We start from the raw sequence: 16,468 nt of genomic DNA on the forward strand, positions 1-16,468 counted from the left end.
CGCCAAACGGGACGGTTGTCATCAACGCCGACGGCACGCTTGAGTACACGCCGGACATGGACTTCAACGGTGAGGACACGATTACCTACACCATCGAGGACCCGGACGGCCTGAGCGACACAGCCGAAGTGACCGTGACCGTGACACCGGTGGACGATGCACCAGTGACCGCGCCGGACACAGCAGATGTGGATGAGGACGACACCGTCACCATCGACGTGCTGGGCAACGACACTGATCCGAACGGCGATCCGCTGACGGTAACTGAGGCCACTGCGCCGAACGGGACGGTTACGATCAACCCCGACGGCACGCTGGACTACACGCCGAACCCGGACTTCAACGGCGAAGACACGATCACCTACACGGTCGAGGATCCCGACGGGAACCCCGCGACCGGCACCGTGGCCGTAACCGTTGCCCCTGTGAACGACGCCCCTGTGGCCGAGGACGACAGCGACAGCACACCCGAGGACACAGCCGTGACCATCGATGTGCTGGGCAATGACAGCGACGTGGACGGCGATCCGCTGACCGTGACCGCTGCCACTGCGCCAAACGGGACGGTTGTCATCAACGCCGACGGCACGCTTGAGTACACGCCGGACATGGACTTCAACGGTGAGGACACGATTACCTACACCATTGAGGACCCGGACGGCCTGAGCGACACAGCCGAAGTGACCGTGACCGTGACACCGGATGATGGTGGCGGAGACGCCGGACCAGTTGATGGTCTGGACACAGGAGAAGTGATGAACCCCGGCTACACCGATGCAGACGGAGATCAGATTGACGGCGACGATGGCCTGAATGACGAGATCTTTGGCAACGGTGGCAATGACGTCATCAACGCTGGTGAAGGAAACGACACCATCGACGGTGGTGCAGGCAATGACAACATCAACGCCGGCGACGGTGACGATGTGATCATCCGCAGCGATGGCGGGTTCGAGCAGATGGACGGTGGTGCAGGCGATGATACGCTGACCGGTAACGGTGAGGGTGACATCCGCGTACATGTGGACAACCAAGGCAATGGCGATGTCTTCCATGGCGACACCGGTTCGTTCGGCTTGTTCCAGAACATCGAGAACTTTGATGCGGACGAGATCGACGGGTTGAACGACAAGATCGTGTTCACCGAAGCGGTCGATGCCAGCCGGGTCAACGAAGAGATCAACGGTCTGTCTGACGACGCCTTTGGTAACTTCTATCCTGATGGTGACACAACTAACGCGATCAACTTCGGTCCGGACGCTAACTATCTGCTGTCAGACATCTTGGGTGGCACAGCACCGGCCAGCGGTGAAGAGGCAGTCGGTCCAGTGGGTGAATTCATCATCTTTGGTGGTGATGAAGACGGTGAAATCGGCGATATCTCTTACGAGGACTTCGAATTCGTCCAATTCAACGTGGAAGCCGACGAGGACTACCTTGCTTTGATGCGCTCACCGGAAGAGGAAGCACGCATTGCAGATGGCGCACCTCTGATCGAAGATGAAGAAGATGAAGACGACTTGGTCATAATCTAAACGCCGACCAGCAGCGCGGCGGACACCTTAATTTCCGCCGCTCTAACCATAAAATAGAAACCAGCGCTTTTGGGCGCTGGTTTTTTTGCATTCAGGGATATCGGTTGAACTTGGGGCGTACCATTTGAGGCCAGTTCGCAGGTATTTGCCAAATCCACACAGCGTTCCCCAAGAGTATTGCGAATCCGCCCGATTTCTATGCGCTTGGGTTTTTTTAAGCAGGCCTTAGGCGGTTGGTAACACATGACAGTTAAATCTGCCTCCGTAGGAAAATTTCAACGGGTTGGTAGCGTTGGAGAACGAAGCTGGTTCCGGTACGGAAAACGTCCCAAGGGGCACGCATTCCGCAGGCAGGGGCCCGCTGTTTGAAAGCTGCTGTCGTTATCCGAGCGACCTCAAGTCTGCCAGCCCGATTCAATTTTGCCCTTCGAATAGGGCGAAACAAGAATATCACGATTGAGGTGCCAGAACGGCCCAAGATCTCACCGTTAGCGGGAAACACGCCTTTGCGTGCCGCTGTGAAAGGGTTTTAGGTGATTTCAAATGGCTGACCTGACAGGCACGGGAAACGGTGAAACGCTTGAAGGCGGCGTTGGTTCCGACACGTTGAATGCGGGCGGCGGCAACGATGTGATTTATGGCGACCAACTGGTTGCCAACGGGAACTTTGAGGGCGATGCTATCTCGTCGGGGTGGCAAGCTGGTATCCCATCCGGCTGGGAACACTTTGGCAATCCGGCTTCGCTCAATATCGGTACCTATAATCCTGCTGGAGTGTCGGCTGACGGAATTGTTGCCTTCATCAATTCTGCCGAAGTGGGGCATGGGCTCGCTCAGAATACAGGCGTCGCATATAATTCCGCCCACAGCTATAACCTGCAGGTGGATGTGGGCGATGAAACCACCAATCCGATTTTCATGCAGGCGCGCATTTATATACAGGCAGACAACGGCTCTCTGACATATGTGAGTGCGCAGGGTGTCACCGTCCCTGCCAATACTTCCCTTTATACCGGCGTTAACCTGACAATTCCCGCAGGTGCAACTGCGGCGACAGGGAATGTCTACATCGCGCTTGTCGTAGAGAGCGGCGTTAACAGCCAGCTGCTCGTCGACAATGTCAGGCTGACCACCTCTGATCCCGCATATAACAGCGGTGGTGGCGTCACAGACACCGCCGGCTTGGGCGACGTCATTGATGCTGGTGCAGGAAATGACATCGTTCATGGTGGTGCTGGTAACGATACCATTGACGGGGGCAGTGGCAACGACAGCCTGCTTGGCGGGGATGGCAATGACACGTTTCGCTTGGAAGACGCCGGAAACGACACTGTGGACGGGGGCGACGGGTACGACGTTTTAGATTTGTCCGGTGTTACAATAACAGGTGCCAATGCTAATTTCTCCAACATAGAGGAAATTCGCGGCTCTGATTATATCGGGGGCGACAGTTGGAGCTGGACCACAGATTCCATCAATTTCATCGGTGGTTTGGGTGGGGATTCCATTAGCGCAGGCACCGGCAGTGATACCCTGTCGGGCAATGGCGGAGACGATACGCTCAGTGGTGGCGGCGGTAATGACTCGCTGAGTGGCGGTATTGGCGCGGATTCCCTTCTTGGTGGGGGTGGCGATGATACGCTTCTGGGCGGTACGGGTGATGACCAACTGGAGGGTGGCGACGGCGCCGATAGCATGGACGGCGGCGATGGCATTGATACGGCAACTTATGAGAATTCGAGCAGCGGGGTCATCGCCAATCTTGCCACCGGCGGAACAGGCAATGATGCCATCGGTGACATATACACAAACATTGAAAATCTTACTGGCACTGCTTTTACCGACGATCTGACGGGTGACGCCAATGCAAATGTCATTTCGGGAGGTGCAGGTTACAATATTGTCGATGGCGGCGCAGGGAACGATACCCTCTATACCGGTGATGACGGCAGCAATCTTGCTGGTGGGGATGGCGATGACCTTGTCTACGGCGGCGCAAATACCGACAGCATAGATATACAGGGTGGTGCCGATACCGTCTTTGCAGGGGCTGGGCTGGATTACATCCGCGTTTACGATGGGTTCGGCAACCACGTCGTTGATGGTGGCGTTGCTGCCGGAACTGGCTTTAGCGGCGATCAGCTCAGCTTTCTTTATTACACTGGCAACATCGACATCATCATCACCGGAACCGGCGCTGGGACGGCGACGGATGGCGTAAGCACGATCACCTATTCTGACATCGAGATGATCCGCCTCGGCGTTGGCGATGATACGCTTGATGCAAGCGGGTCCAGCGCCGATGTCTTTGTCTGGGATCCCTCTGGTGGGGACAACCTGATCACGGGCGGTTCAGGGAATTTAACCTATTTTGATACGATCGGTAATGCGACGGTCTTTGGCGGTACGGGGGATGACAGTTTAACCCTGAGTGATGGCGATGATCAGGTCGCATTGGCGGACGGCTTTGGCAATGACACGATCATCGGGGGGGAAGCCGGCGAAGCGGCGGGTGACACGCTTGACGCCTCGGCCCTGACGAGCGGCGTCAATGTGGTGTTCACCACGACGGATGGTGACGATGGCACGCTGTCGGACGGTGTGGATACGGTTGGCTTTACCGAGATCGAAAACCTGACCTATACGGAATTCAACGATACCGTGGATGCTTCGGGCGTGACGTCTGCCATGTCGGTCAGCGGCGCGGGCGGCAATGATATCATCACCGGCGGCACTGGTGACGACACGCTGGCAGGTGGCGATGGCGACGACCTGATCGATGGTGGCGACGGCAACGATTTCCTGACCACAGGCGAAGGCCAGGATACCCTAATCGGTGGTCTGGGCAATGACACGCTGATGAACTCTGACGGGGATGACAGCCTTGATGGTGGCGCGGGCGACGACAGTATCATCGCAACAGGTGGTGAGGACACACTGCGCGGTGGCACGGGCGATGATACGATGGATGGCGGCGACGACGCCGATACGTTCATCATCGAGGACGGCTTTGGCAATGACAGCATCACAGGCGGTGAAGGCACCACCGATCCGGGAGATGTGGATTTCGACACAATCGACCTCTCCGCACTCAGCGGCGCTGTCACCGTCACCTATACCGGTGACGAAGCCGGCACGATTACCGACGGCACCGACACGATCGCCTTCACCGAGATCGAGAACTTGATCCTGACGGATCAGAGCGACAGCGTGCAAGGCGGGGCGGACGGGGCTGGCCTGACCATTGATGCCCGGGGCGGCGACGACACAATCGAGGGCGGCAGCGGTAACGACACGATTGATGGCGGCGCAGGCGACGACAGTATCGAAGGCGGAGCGGGCGACGACACGTTCACTTATCAACCTGGTGACGGCAGCGACACGATCACCGACTTCAACACCGGCAATACCGGCACGCTGGATGACGGCGACAGCACCAACAACGATTTCATCAACCTCAGCAGCTACTACGACCACATATCCGAACTCTATGCCGATCAGGCGGATGACGGCGTTCTGAACCAGTCCAACACGACAGACAGTCGCGGCAACGCCACTGACTACAGCAATAACACGTCCTTTGGTGCAGGTTCGATGACGTTCAGCGGCGCATCCGCTGACGAATCCAGCTTCACAGCGGAGAACACAGGTGTGGTTTGCTTTACCTCTGGCACAGCCATCCGTACGCCTCTTGGTGATGTCCTGATTGACGATTTGCGCGTCGGCGATCTGGTCAGCACCATGGACAACGGCCCGCAGCGGATCGCTTGGATCGGCCAGCGGCATGTTACACATGCAGAACTGTTGCAGAATGACCGCCTGCATCCGGTATTGATCAAAAAGGGCGTGCTGGGCGCGACCCGCAACCTGCTTGTGTCGCGCCAACATGGCATGCTTTTGGGTCAGGATCATCTGGGACGCGCCATACATCTGGCCAAAACCATGCCCGGCATTCGTGTGGCAAAGGGCAAACGGCAAGTCACCTATGTCCATCTGATGTTCGAAAAACACCAGATCATCTTTGCTGAAGGCATTCCAAGTGAAAGTTTTTATCCAGGCCCAATGGCAATGGAGATGTTGAGCAGTGCTTCACGCGAACAATTGCGATTGATATTCCCGAGGCTCGGTCCTGCGGTGCATCATGGCGACATCATTGCCACTTACGGGGACACCGCGCGCGTCTTTCTAGAGAACAGAAAAGCTGTCGAAACTTGGTTGCTCGATACTGAGAACTCGTCGGCAAAAGAAATCAAAATGTGGGATGTGGACCTCGCAATAGACCGGTACGAGATCGAGCGATCTTTAAAGGCTAAATCGAGAAGTCAGGCCCATCATGGAATGCGCCGCGCCTCCTGAATTGTCCGCATAGTGCGCAGTGGGTCGATCAATCATCAATGCCTTTCAAGTTGACTTTGCCGTGAGTAGTGTATCACGGCCAACAGCTATTGGTCGTGAAAGCACAGTTTGAATTCTGTGGTTCAAAGGGGCTTTGAATGACCGCACTCACGACTGTGGCGGCAATGCAACGACAAGGATGCCGCACTCGCGAAGGGATGCTGTGTCAGCGCAGTCGAAATTTCTAAGGTCGGTTTTGTCCCGCATCTTGCTAGTTCGTGCGCCCCGCAGCGAAGGTCCGCATCACCACAGTTTGCCTTTGTGGCCGGACAAGGAGGAATTAATGGGCAGGGGGCTAGAAATCTGTTTGCTGCGTGCTCTAGATTTTCCGCATGGCACGAAAGACAACACTGAATGCGGATAACCTTGCAGCACTTGGCGCTGAGCGTCTGGCTGATCTTCTGATTGAGATCACCAAAGGCAATGCAGGTGCGAAGCGACGGCTCAGGCTCGAACTGGCGGGCGAAGCAGGGACGGGCGATGTTGCACGGGAAATCCGAAAGCGACTCTCGGCAATTGCGCGGTCACGGTCGTTTGTCGACTGGCAGGGGCGGAACGCCTTTGCGGCCGATCTTGATATGCAACGGCAGGCTATAGTCGGCCAAGTTGGGCCGTCAAACCCTTCAGTTGCATTTGAACTAATCTGGCGGTTCGTAGCATTGGCCAATGGTGTTTATGAGCGGTGTGATGACAGCACAGGCCGGGTGCAATCGGTGTTTCACACGGCCTGCGAAGACCTGATTGATCTCGCTGAAGCGGTTGAGCCGTATCCGATTGCACTAGCTGACCAGTTGCTCACGGCTTTGCCTGATGATGACTATGGGCACTATCCCGCGTTAATCTCAGGTTTGGCACCCATGCTGGGGACGGAGGTGCTGCAGAAATCGCCCAACGTCTTCTGGCGTCGGGGCGGCTTGAAGAGGCGTGGGCGACGATTAACGCGCCCGACGAGGAGGATGCCGGATGGATCCCTTATGAGTGGGAAGTGACCCGGATCAATGTGATGCAAGCGATGAGGCAAACGGATGCGGTGCGGGCGTTCATGTGGACCTGTTTTGCGCGTAGTTTGAACGCCGACAACCTGCGCGCATGGCTCGCTGGGCTGCCAGATTTTGAGGACGTCGCGGCGGAGGACCAAGCCCTTGAGCACGCACAAAGCTTTGAGAGCTTCACAACGGCACTACATTTCTTGATTACATGGCCCGCATTTGCACAGGCGGCAGCCATGATCACCAATCGCACCGCCGAAATCGACGGAAACCATTACGAGCTTTTGGGACCAGCCTCTGAAGCGCTAGAGGAGAAGTATCCGCTCGCCGCAACACTGCTCAAGCGCGGCCTGATTGACTTTGCGCTCAAGAATGGTCGGGTCAAACGTTACCCCCACGCTGCACGCCACTTGCGCGAGTGCAAAAACCTTGCCGCAAGGATTGATGACATCGCTCCATTTGAAACGCATGAAGCGTATGTTGCGGGCTTAAGGGCAGCGCACGGAAAAAAGACATCGTTTTGGGGGCCGGGGATGTGAGGACCCGAGTACCGCTATATTATGTTCGTGTGAGTTCCATTTCGATTGCATCGTTTTATGAGGGCAGGGTATCTCATGTCCGCTCCAATTTCATCAGTTCATCTCTGAAGGCTTCGGCAGGCGTCAGATAGCCCAGACATTTGCGCGGTGTGGCGTTGAGGCGCTCGCAAATCGACTTCATATATCGATTTGGGAGCGACAGCAGAGCTGTGTCTCGCGGCAGGTATCTGCGGACCCGTTTGTTCATGTTCTCAACCGAGCCTTTTTGCCATGGTGCTTGCGGATCGCAGAACCATGATTTGGTGCCCATCCCGGCCTTCAGCTCGCGCCAGGATGTGAATTCAAATCCGCGATCAAAGGTGATGCTACGGCGCGCATCTGCGGGCAGGGGAGACATCTCGTTGATCAAACGGTTCATCAGCGGTTTTGACTTGCGATCGTTGTTACGCAACAGAACGACATAGCGTGTTTTGCGCTCAATCAGTGTGGCGACATTGGCGTTGCCTTGAGCGCGCTCAAAGATCATCAAATCACCTTCCCAGTTGCCAAACTGGCTGCGGTCGTTGATCTCCTCTGGGCGGTTGTGGATGCTTCTTTCTAAAGGGAAAACCTCACCACGTGCCTTGCGGGCATAGCGGGGTTTGCGCTTCTTCTGACGCGCAGGCAGATACCGCCCAAGCTCTTGAGACTGGCCGCTCTTTGAATAGACGTACTGATAGATCGTCTCGTGGCAAATCCGGTGCGGCGCACGTGGTTCAATCTTCAGGCGACCGGCGATTTGTTCAGGTGACCAACCAGCTTTTAGTTTGCCAACCACTTCAGTGCGCAAGTCTTCATGGCATTCCAACTTGCGACGCTTGAGATTGCGGCGATCCGCAAGCGTCTGCGCGGTCACACGCCAATAACCATCGGCTTGAGGAACTTCCTCATCATGCCACCAGTTACGCTTGATCTCGCGGTGGATCGTCGAACGGCTTCGGCCAAGCGTTTTGGCAATCTCAGTCTTCGTGGCTTTCGCCTGAAGCATAGTCGCCAAGATTCTGCGTTCATCTAGGTTCAATTTGCGGTAGGGTCGTCTCATCACATCCTCCTGATCTGCATCAGAAAATTATCCAGTGATGCAATCCAAAATGGAATGTGCCCTCATTGTTTTCTAATAGGAGTCGCACTTCAATGTAGCGCGCACCCGGCTACAGTTCTTTTGCTCATAATCATACTTATGTTAAATATTTGACAATATCTACTTATCCGATCATGTCGGTAGTGCAGGCTTGGAACGGGTGCGCGTCTGAAACAGAGTCTCTAGGATTGGGCAGTCTGGCACATTGCCTTGGCTGCACTCCGCCGCCATTCCAACAAGAGCCTTTTCCAACTTTCGCAACCCTTTGATCTTTTCACGTACAGACGCCAAGTGCCCAATGGTCAGTCCATGCACTTCGCCACAGGTGAAATCTTCTCGGTCAACCATTTCCAGCAATGCTCGGATTTCATCTATGCTGAACCCAAGTTCTCGGGACGTCTTGATGAAAGACAGCCGTTTGAGCTGATCATGATTGTACTGGCGGTTGCCGCCTGCCGTGCGATCCGGCTTTGGCATGATGTTGATCCGCTCGTAGTAGCGGATCGTTTCAATATTCACGCCAGTGCGCTTGGACATTTCACCAATCGGATAGCCTCGCGCGTTTGTGAAGTCGGACATCGAAAAAACCTCTTGCTTCTGTAGTGGCTACAGACCGCATCTTACATCAAGAAACCTGAATTGCGAGTGCCTGCATGAACGACACAATAGACGTTGACCTGAATCAGAGCGATCCTGACAGCCGAAAGGCGCGCATGATTGCGGCCGGTGGTATCGTTGGCGCTCTTGCCGCCTCAACGTGCTGCATTGTTCCGTTGATCCTGTTTAGCCTTGGCGTATCCGGCGCATGGATCGGTAATCTGACGGCGCTAGAACCCTACAAGCCAATCTTCATCGTGATCACGTTGGGATTTCTCGGCTACGGCTATTGGATGGTTTATCGCAAACCCAAGGCCTGCGCAGAAGGCGACACGTGTGCGCAGCCACTTCCCAATCGGTTGGTCAAATCCGCGCTTTGGAGATCAACAATTCTCATCGTGATCGCGTTGTTCTGGAACTGGATCGCGCCGGTCGTTGCCCCCATTCTTCTTGGTCTGTGAAAGGACATACAATGAAACTCCACACTTCCGTTTTGGCCCTGATCGGTTTTATGGCCGCCCCTGTTTTTGCGGCTGAGCAGACAGTGACATTCTCTGTTCCCGGCATGACCTGTGCAAGTTGCCCCTTTATCGTTGAATCGGCGATGAGCGGGGTCAACGGGGTTGTAACCGTGACCGCTGATGCCGAAACCCGAACGGCGCTAGTTATCTTTGATGACGCCATCGCCAGTGCAGAAGATATTGCGTTCGCCTCTACATCTGCGGGCTATGAAGCTGAGCTTATGTCCGACGACGGCAATTCCTGAGCCGCATATGAAAGATAGCTCATCAGGAGGCCTACTGGCCTTCATCGCCGCCGCACCGGTTGTCTTGATTTGCTGCTCGGGAAAGGCAGCCCTGATCGGAACCGTTCTTTTCGGAACGGCTGGATTTCTGACGGGTGCCAATTTGCTAACTGCTGCCCTGGTGGCCACGCTTGGCGGCATCGTGTTCTTAGCAGCGCGCAATTTCATGCGGATGCGCAAACACAAACGAGAATTTGAAAAGGACGACCAACGTGAACGACAGACTTCTTAAAATGGGCATTATCGGCACGGTGATAATCGCGTTGTGTTGCTTTACGCCAATTCTGGTTGTGCTTTTTGGCATTGTCGGCCTGTCAGCCCTGGTCGGCTATCTGGACTACGTTTTATTCCCTGCCCTCGCTGTGTTCATACTGATCACGATTTACGCTGTCATCCGCCGTGCGCGGAAAACCTGAATCCGAAAGACCAACATCATGCTTGATTTACTGAACCTAAACGCGATGGATGCCGATACGTTTGACCTCGCTGTGATCGGTGCTGGCTCTGCTGGATTTTCCGCTGCAATCACCGCAGCCGAAGACGGTGCGCGGGTTGTTCTCATAGGCTACGGAACCATCGGCGGCACTTGCGTTAACGTCGGGTGCGTCCCCTCCAAAGCGATGATCCGCGCGGTCGAAACACTGCACGCAGCCAAAGGGTCTGATCGGTTTGATGGCGTGGAAGCTACGGCAAAAGTAACCGATTGGGCGGCGTTGGTGGCCCAAAAGCAAGCCTTGGTGGATGATCTTCGCTCGGCAAAATACGTTGATGTTCTGCCGAACTATGAAGGCGTCACCTACATTGAAGGTCAGGCGAGTTTTGCAAACGATGGTTCTTTGAAGGTTGGAGACCGCATTATTCGTGCACCAAAAGTCATCATTGCAACGGGGTCGGTCCCGCACATCCCCGATATCCCCGGACTGGACGGCGTTGACTGGCTGGACAGCACGTCTGCACTTGAACAGATGCATCTCCCAAAATCTCTGATGGTGATGGGTGGCGGCTATATCGGCGTTGAGATTGCTCAGATATTTGCCCGTGCAGGCGTAGAAGTCACCATCGTCACGCGTCGTGGCTTGCTGCCGGAGGCAGAACCAGAGGTCAGCGAAGCCCTGGCGAAAGCCTTTTCCGAAGAGGGTATTAAGGTTCTTGATGGGCTGTCTTATGACCGATTTGAAAAATCGGGCGATGGCGTCACCCTGCACGCCACACATAATGGCGTGGCCGTCAGGATCGAAGCTGAAAAGCTAATGCTCGCAACGGGCCGTGTTCCGAACACAAGCTCATTGGCGCTCGATGTCGCCGGGATCGACACGAATGCGCGCGGTGGAATTGTAATTGACCCGCAGATGCGCAGCACACGGGACGGGGTTTATGCCACGGGTGATGTGACCGGAACCGACCAGTTTGTTTATATGGCGGCATACGGCGCGAAGCTCGCTGCCAAAAATGCGATGAATGGAAACACGCTTAGCTATGACAACAGCATCATGCCTGCCGTGGTCTTCTCTGATCCGCAAGTTGCCAGCGTTGGCCTTACCGAAGCACAGGCCCAGTCTGCGGGTCATGAGGTTGTCACATCTGTTTTGGGTTTGGAGCATGTTCCACGCGCTTTGGCTGCACGTGATACACGCGGTTTGATCAAGCTGGTTGCGGACAAGGACAGCAAAAAACTCTTGGGCGCGCATATCATTGCCCCAGAAGGCGCGGACAGCATTCAGACTGCAGCGATGGCTCTCAAGATGGGTTTGACCTACGACGATTTGGGTGCGATGATCTTTCCTTACCTCACAACTGTCGAAGGGCTGAAATTAGCTGCGCAGACATTCGAGAAGGATGTCGCCAAATTGTCATGTTGTGCGGGGTGATAAAATGACAAATGCAACAAGAAATGATCTTCTGGGTACGTATCGCAACGCCATCCTTGCTTGGTGGCTGCCCATCGGCTTGATGGTATTGGCGATCTGGCTTCCGACCGGGCCGAAGACAGCGGTCTGGGTTGTTGCACTGGCGTGGATGGGCGGTGCGTGCATTTGGAATAACCGCCGCTGCGGTCGCGTACATTGCCGCTATACCGGGCCGTTTCTGTTGGCGATGATCGTGCCAGTGCTGGGCAACGTTACCGGGCTGGTGCCGCTTGGACCGGACGGTTGGCGCTGGCTCGGTCTTACAATCGGATCTGGGAGTGGCTTAATCTGGTATCTGAGTGAGAAGCTGATGGGTCGCTACCGCTGAGGTTGATTTGGCGCAGACTTCGAACAGGAGAAGGTATGAATGGATTGCTGCTGCGTTGGGGTGCGCCTCTGATTGGCGCGGCAGTGGCGCTTGTCCTGATCTTCATGCTGTACGGAAGCTTGGACTTCGGCAAATTCCTGGATGGGCTGCGGTCTGCCAATCTAATCTGGGTCGTGATCCTCGCTGTGACCATCCTGTTGGAGCAATTTTTTAACGGCTGGAAATGGCGTCAAGTTTTGCACGATGTCAAACCCGTGGACACCTTCCGGCTAACTGGCGCTTTGCTGGCCGGATATGGGGCCAATGTGCTGGTGCCACTTGGGATTAGCCCGTTGGTGCGCGCGTGGATTATCGCACGGCTTGAGCAGTTGAAGATGGCAACAGTCCTGACAACCACGATTATCTCGCGGTTCATCGACGGCGTGGTTTTCGCGCTCTTTGCAGGTGTGCTGGCGCTGGTGGGACAAGTGCCGCAAGTCGAGGGCAATCTGGAACTGGGCCTCAGTGTTGCCGGCGCGCTCAACATAGTGTTGTTTGGCGGGCTGCTTTGGGCGATGTTCAGGTTCCGCACACTTTTTGCCAGCGACGGGCCGGTGATTTGCCGTCTGTTTGATTGGGTCGCCGCGCGAATGCGCGCAAATGGCCCGGGATTGCGCACGGCGATTTGTGATGGTGTTATCTGGCCGCGCAACGCGATGCGGCGCGTGGCGGTGTTTGTGGGGGCAATTGCGGCCAAACTGATTGCGGCGACCCATTTTGTCTGGGCGGGCCTTGCGGTTGGCGTCGTTTTGGCCCCTTGGGACTATATCTTTCTGATGGTGTTTTCCGGGTTCATCATGGTGCTGGGTCGTTTCGTGCGAATACCGGGCAGTTTCATTTTTGGCGCTGGATTTGCCTTGCAGATGTTGGGCGTTCCGCCAGAAACGGCGCTGCTGATGATCCTGTTCAATTACATCATGACGATCCTACTTGTCGTAGGCATCGGATTAATCGTCCTGTGGCAAAGCGGCATCGACATCCGCCGTGCCCACCTTGAAGCGGAGACACTCAATGCGGGGCTCTGATCCTCGAAACAAACGATTACGCTTCCAACTGATTGCTGCCGCGGGGGCGTCTTTCCAAGGGGGGACTGCAGCGGTCGATTCCGCCACGGTGGTGGCCAGCCTGGTTTTCTATCTGACGGGCAGCGTCTTTGCCGTGGGTGCCGTCACCACCATCCTTCGGCTGGGCTGGCTGTTGCCGCAATTGGTCGTTGGCTATCTGGCACAGCGAGCCGATCGGCGCATGCCCTTCTATGTCTTTGGTGCATACGGTCGCGCAACCTGTCTGGCGCTCATCGCCGTTCTGCTGTGGTGGGGCTCGGACTGGCCACTGCTTGACTGGCCGCCGGTTCCGTTGGTTGTCGGGTTTTTCGTCCTCTGGACCGCCTATGCCTTCATTAGTGGCGTTGTGGCCGTGCCCTACAACGATATCGTCGGGCGCTCCATCCCATCGACCTCGCGCAGTTCCATGCTCGCGTGGCGGTTCTTCGGCGGCGGGCTCATCGCACTGATCATCGCCGTATTCGTCCGGTGGTCGCTTGATGTCATTCCCATTCTGATGGCGTACGCTTTGATCTTTGGTGTCGCGTCCATGCTGATGATCCTGTCCTCGTCGTTGTTCGTCTCTGCCGGAGAGCCGCCCATCAGCCCACAGGCGCAAAAGCCTGCTGGCAACATCAGAGATTTCCTCAGAGGTGGTGTCGAGATATTGAAAAGCGATGCCCGCTTTCGCCTGTTCGTGGGCTTTCAATGGCTGGGGGGTGCCACCCTGATGGCGCTGCCTTTCTATTTTGTCGCAGCGAGCCAAAATGGCGTTGCGGCAGCGGATGTCGGTGTGCTGTTGGGCGCACAGACCATTGGGGCACTGATATCGAACCCTTTTTGGGCTTGGATCGGTGACAAGAAAGGTAAACTGAGCCTGCTTCAGACAGTTGTAATTGTCCGCACCGTACCACCGCTGCTGGTTCTCGTATTCCTTGCGGCAAACGCCGGGCCGTTTGCCTTTGCCGTTTTGTTTTTTGCCGTTGGGGCGATGATGAACGGCGTGACCATCGGCTATCTGGGTTACCTGATGGAGATTTCACCCGATGATCGACGCCCAGTCTATTCCGCCTACTTCAATGCTATGGCGTCGCCCGCAGCGCTGCTGCCGCTGCTAGGCGCTGCACTGGTGTCGGTGATTTCAATAGAGTCGGTATTCGTGGCTGCGATTTTGGCCGCAGTTTGGCAGATTGCCCTTCTTCGCCGAATTGGGCAGGTCGAAGGGCTGAGCAAATGATAACCCTGCGGCGTTTCTCGAACCTGTGGAATGGGCGGCGATTTGCCGTTGCTTGGATTGAGCAAGTTATTGTTTTGAAGGATATCGCCACGAAAGGGCTGGCATGACATCGCTCATTCATTTGTGGTAGCTGTATCGAGACAGAGGGATTTATAGCCTTGGAATATGTTATCGATCAAGAACCCGCGGTGAGGATGGCAATCTTTGTCGGCATCCTGTTTGTGATGGCGGCTTGGGAGCTTGCTGCACCACGGCGACGGGTAGAGATACCGCGGCTGGTGCGATGGTCGAACAATCTGGGACTCGTTGTGCTGGACGCTCTGCTGGTCAGGCTTGCGTTTCCGGTTGTCGCGGTCAGCCTCGCGGTGATCGCCTCAGAAAACGATTGGGGATTTCTAAACCAGTTTGCCATCCCCGGATGGATCGCCATAATCCTTGCAATTCTAGCACTCGATCTGGCAATCTACCTGCAACACGTCCTTTTCCATGCGGTTCCGGCCCTTTGGCGTCTGCACCGGGTGCATCATGCCGACTTGGAATTTGATGTGACGACTGGTGTTCGGTTCCATCCATTCGAGATATTGATTTCCATGGCGATCAAGCTGTTACTTGTTTTGGCACTCGGGCCGCCCGCCATTGCTGTATTGGTATTCGAGGTTCTGTTAAACGGAACGTCCTTGTTCAATCATTCGAACGCGCACCTCCCATCTCGGCTGGATGCAGCACTCCGTCTGGTCATCGTGACACCGGATATGCACCGGGTTCACCATTCGATTATACCGTCAGAGACCAACAGCAACTTTGGGTTCAACTTGCCGTGGTGGGACCGGATGCTGGGAACCTATCTTGCACAACCAAGCGCAGGACATGTTGGCATGACCATCGGCATCGAGCAGTTTCGGTCCAGGCGAGATCTGTGGATTGATCGCTTGTTGTTTCAGCCCTTTCGCGGTCCCGCTTCAGGTTACCCCATCAACAGAAACGACCAACAACCGGAAGATGTTAAATGACCCGGCGCTCCGGAATTTTCTGCGATCGCAGCATTTGAATGGTAACAAGTTCCAGTTAATTTTTATCGACGCTGCAAACGTCCAAATATGACCATTTTCAGACGACAGCTTCGCACTATGCACAGCTCAGACGAGCAATTGGTCATGTGCGTCAGTGGCGAATTTCCCAGAACGGTCGCTTTAGCCATTGGCAGGGACAGTATGACAAAACCCGAGAGAAGACAGTCTGGCCGTGACAAAAACGTGGGCTTTGGCCGCTGAAGAATCTACTGCAACCAAGCAGTCGCGTCACCAAGAGCGCAAACAAAAGCAAATATACAATGACCGTTCGCGTTCACAGCTTCCGACAATAGAGTTCAAGTCGATGGTGAACGACCTCGTAGCCAAGTTTTTTCGCAACTTCTTGTTGTAATTGTTCAATTTCTTCCGATTGAAATTCAATAACTTCGTCAGAATCCAAATCAATAATGTGGTCATGGTGCTCTGAAATTGTGCTTTCATATCTGGCACCATGCCCTTCAAAGTAATGCCGCTCAGCGACGCCGACACTTTCCAGAGATGCAAGGTTTCGATAAACTGTGGCTAGGGATATTGACGCATCTGACGCCCTTAAGCGGCGGTGTAGTTCAACGGCATCTGGGTGATCATCTGACTCAAGCAATACCTTAACTAAAGCCACCCTCTGATTGGTGATGCGCAACCCGTTGCTGGCAATAATGTCGCTTGCACGTGTTGCGGCTGTGTTCTGATCCTGTTTCCCGTCCGATGTCATACTCTCTCTCCGCAGGGAAGGATTCCAGTTGCAACTAATTCGCAGTTGCGTTTAGAGTAGTACATACTGCGAACGATTCGCAAGAACGATGCGTGCCCGCCAAAAACCGCAATCCGTCAAAAACAATGCATTTGGCCGCAATCCTTGGAGAC

At 55.1% G+C, this 16,468-nt stretch carries 16 protein-coding genes; 13 read left to right on the forward strand and 3 right to left on the reverse strand.

Annotated features, from left to right (window positions below):
- The 4 genes from OS190_RS18010 to OS190_RS18025 form a co-directional block, all read left to right on the forward strand.
- On the forward strand, nucleotides 1-1,535 hold a 1,535-nt coding region (locus OS190_RS18010; RefSeq protein ID WP_267160103.1), incomplete at its 5' end, for an Ig-like domain-containing protein.
- 543 nt (nucleotides 1,536-2,078) lie between these two features.
- Nucleotides 2,079-5,891 carry a Hint domain-containing protein gene (locus tag OS190_RS18015; protein ID WP_267160104.1) on the forward strand — a complete coding sequence of 1,271 codons (3,813 nt, stop codon included), beginning with the start codon at nucleotides 2,079-2,081 and terminating at the stop codon, nucleotides 5,889-5,891.
- A gap of 371 nt (nucleotides 5,892-6,262) precedes the next feature.
- Nucleotides 6,263-6,919, forward strand: coding sequence for a DUF6880 family protein (locus OS190_RS18020; protein ID WP_267160105.1), 657 nt, complete (start codon nucleotides 6,263-6,265; stop codon nucleotides 6,917-6,919).
- Nucleotides 6,865-7,458, forward strand: a complete 594-nt coding sequence (locus tag OS190_RS18025; protein ID WP_323370739.1) for a DUF6880 family protein — start codon at nucleotides 6,865-6,867, stop codon at nucleotides 7,456-7,458. Before OS190_RS18020 ends, OS190_RS18025 begins: the two co-directional genes overlap by 55 nt.
- Nucleotides 7,459-7,531: 73 nt before the next feature.
- On the opposite strand, the gene OS190_RS18030 is transcribed toward OS190_RS18025, so the two are convergent.
- On the reverse strand, nucleotides 7,532-8,539 hold the full coding sequence (locus OS190_RS18030; protein WP_267160107.1) for an IS30 family transposase: 1,008 nt from the start codon (nucleotides 8,537-8,539) through the stop codon (nucleotides 7,532-7,534).
- Nucleotides 8,540-8,710: 171 nt separating this feature from the next.
- Nucleotides 8,711-9,157 (reverse strand): MerR family transcriptional regulator, encoded by a 447-nt coding sequence (locus tag OS190_RS18035; protein WP_267160108.1) that lies wholly within the window; start codon nucleotides 9,155-9,157, stop codon nucleotides 8,711-8,713.
- Between the two features lie 74 nt (nucleotides 9,158-9,231).
- Between OS190_RS18035 and OS190_RS18040 the strand changes: the two genes are divergently transcribed.
- From OS190_RS18040 to OS190_RS18080, 9 genes are all read left to right on the forward strand, one after another.
- Nucleotides 9,232-9,636, forward strand: coding sequence for a mercuric transporter MerT family protein (locus OS190_RS18040; RefSeq protein WP_267160109.1), 405 nt, complete (start codon nucleotides 9,232-9,234; stop codon nucleotides 9,634-9,636).
- An 11-nt stretch (nucleotides 9,637-9,647) separates the two neighbouring features.
- On the forward strand, nucleotides 9,648-9,941 hold the full coding sequence (locus OS190_RS18045; protein WP_267160110.1) for a cation transporter: 294 nt from the start codon (nucleotides 9,648-9,650) through the stop codon (nucleotides 9,939-9,941).
- Nucleotides 9,942-9,948: 7 nt separating this feature from the next.
- Nucleotides 9,949-10,212: a mercuric ion transporter MerT gene (merT, locus tag OS190_RS18050; protein WP_267160111.1), complete on the forward strand. Its 264-nt coding sequence runs from the start codon at nucleotides 9,949-9,951 to the stop codon at nucleotides 10,210-10,212.
- Nucleotides 10,193-10,396 (forward strand): mercury resistance system transport protein MerF, encoded by a 204-nt coding sequence (gene merF / locus OS190_RS18055; protein ID WP_502212290.1) that lies wholly within the window; start codon nucleotides 10,193-10,195, stop codon nucleotides 10,394-10,396. Before merT ends, merF begins: the two co-directional genes overlap by 20 nt.
- Nucleotides 10,397-10,414: 18 nt before the next feature.
- Entirely contained in the window at nucleotides 10,415-11,848 is a 1,434-nt protein-coding gene (merA, locus tag OS190_RS18060) for a mercury(II) reductase (protein WP_267160112.1), read from the forward strand.
- Nucleotides 11,849-11,852: 4 nt separating this feature from the next.
- Complete coding sequence (locus OS190_RS18065; RefSeq protein WP_267160113.1) at nucleotides 11,853-12,215, forward strand: hypothetical protein; 363 nt, start codon at nucleotides 11,853-11,855, stop codon at nucleotides 12,213-12,215.
- A 35-nt stretch (nucleotides 12,216-12,250) separates the two neighbouring features.
- Entirely contained in the window at nucleotides 12,251-13,279 is a 1,029-nt protein-coding gene (locus tag OS190_RS18070; RefSeq protein ID WP_267160114.1) for a lysylphosphatidylglycerol synthase transmembrane domain-containing protein, read from the forward strand.
- Nucleotides 13,266-14,534, forward strand: a complete 1,269-nt coding sequence (locus tag OS190_RS18075) for an MFS transporter (protein WP_267160115.1) — start codon at nucleotides 13,266-13,268, stop codon at nucleotides 14,532-14,534. Before OS190_RS18070 ends, OS190_RS18075 begins: the two co-directional genes overlap by 14 nt.
- Nucleotides 14,535-14,692: 158 nt before the next feature.
- On the forward strand, nucleotides 14,693-15,544 hold the full coding sequence (locus tag OS190_RS18080) for a sterol desaturase family protein (RefSeq protein ID WP_267160116.1): 852 nt from the start codon (nucleotides 14,693-14,695) through the stop codon (nucleotides 15,542-15,544).
- Nucleotides 15,545-15,878: 334 nt separating this feature from the next.
- Here the strand turns inward: OS190_RS18080 and OS190_RS18085 are convergent, their stop codons facing one another.
- Nucleotides 15,879-16,316 (reverse strand): Fur family transcriptional regulator, encoded by a 438-nt coding sequence (locus OS190_RS18085; RefSeq protein WP_267160117.1) that lies wholly within the window; start codon nucleotides 16,314-16,316, stop codon nucleotides 15,879-15,881.
- Nucleotides 16,317-16,468 lie beyond the last annotated feature (152 nt).

Source organism: Sulfitobacter sp. F26204 (assembly GCF_026410305.1).
GTDB lineage: Bacteria > Pseudomonadota > Alphaproteobacteria > Rhodobacterales > Rhodobacteraceae > Sulfitobacter.